The sequence below is a fragment of the Paracoccus homiensis genome (assembly GCF_900111675.1).
In the GTDB taxonomy this organism is placed as follows: Bacteria; Pseudomonadota; Alphaproteobacteria; order Rhodobacterales; family Rhodobacteraceae; genus Paracoccus; species Paracoccus homiensis.
On sequence record NZ_FOHO01000039.1, the window covers coordinates 1 to 1,430 of the forward strand.

Consider the following 1,430-nt stretch of genomic DNA (forward strand, 5'->3'; position numbering starts at 1 on the left):
GTTTCAGAAGATATTGGTAGCCAATCGTGGTGAGATTGCGATCCGTTTGATGCGTGCGGCGAATGAGCTGGGCAAGCGGACGGTTGCGGTCTATGCCGAGGAGGACAAGCTTGGTCTGCACCGGTTCAAGGCCGACGAGGCTTATCGGATCGGTGAGGGTCTTGGTCCCGTGGCGGCCTATCTGTCGATCCCCGAGATCATCCGCGTGGCCAAGGAAAGCGGGGCGGACGCGATCCATCCGGGATACGGCCTTCTGTCGGAAAACCCCGAATTCGTCGATGCCTGCGCGGCGGCTGGCATCACCTTCATCGGTCCCCGCGCCGAGACGATGCGCGCGCTTGGCGACAAGGCCAGCGCGCGGCGCGTGGCCATCAAGGCGGGCGTTCCGGTCATCCCCGCGACCGAGGTTCTGGGCGATGATTTCGACGCCATCAAGGCCGAGGCCGCCGAGATCGGCTATCCGCTGATGCTGAAGGCCAGCTGGGGCGGGGGCGGTCGCGGGATGCGCCCGATCAACGGCCCCGAGGAGCTGGTCGAGAAGGTCCGCGAGGGCCGCCGCGAGGCCGAGGCCGCCTTTGGCAATGGCGAGGGTTATCTGGAAAAGATGATCCTGCGCGCCCGCCATGTCGAGGTGCAGTTGCTGGGCGACACGCATGGCGGCCTGTATCACCTGTATGAACGCGACTGCACGGTCCAGCGCCGCAACCAGAAGGTCGTCGAACGCGCCCCCGCCCCCTATCTGACCGAGGAACAGCGCGCCGAGGTCTGCGACCTGGCGCTGAAGATCGGGCAGGCGGTCGGCTATGAATGCGCGGGCACGGTCGAATTCCTGATGGATATGGACAGCGGGCAGTTCTACTTCATCGAGGTGAACCCGCGCGTGCAGGTCGAACATACCGTCACCGAAGAGGTGACCGGCATCGACATCGTGCAGGCCCAGATCCGCATCATGGAGGGCGCGACCCTGGCCGAGGCCACCGGCGCGGCCTCGCAGGATCAGGTGACGCTGTCGGGTCACGCGCTGCAATGCCGGGTCACGACCGAGGATCCGCAGAACAACTTCATCCCCGATTACGGCCGCATCACCGCCTATCGCAGCGCGACGGGCATGGGCATCCGGCTGGATGGCGGCACCGCCTATGCGGGCGGGGTGATCACGCGGTTCTACGATTCGCTGCTGGTCAAGGTGACGGCCTGGGCGCAGACGCCCGATCAGGCGATCAAGCGGATGGACCGGGCGCTGCGCGAATTCCGCGTGCGCGGGGTCAGCACGAATATCGACTTTGTCATCAACCTGCTGAAACACCCGACCTTCCTGGACGACACCTACACGACCAAGTTCATCGACACGACCGATGACCTGTTCACCTTCAAGAAGCGCCGTGACCGGGCGACCAAGATCCTGACCTATCTGGCCGATATCAGCGTGA

Annotated in this window: 1 protein-coding gene; it reads left to right on the forward strand. The window is 64.5% G+C overall.

The features are described 5' to 3' along the window. Positions 1-1,430, forward strand: a 1,430-nt coding sequence (locus BMX67_RS19280) for an ATP-binding protein (protein WP_139206590.1), incomplete at both ends; no start/stop codon positions are given.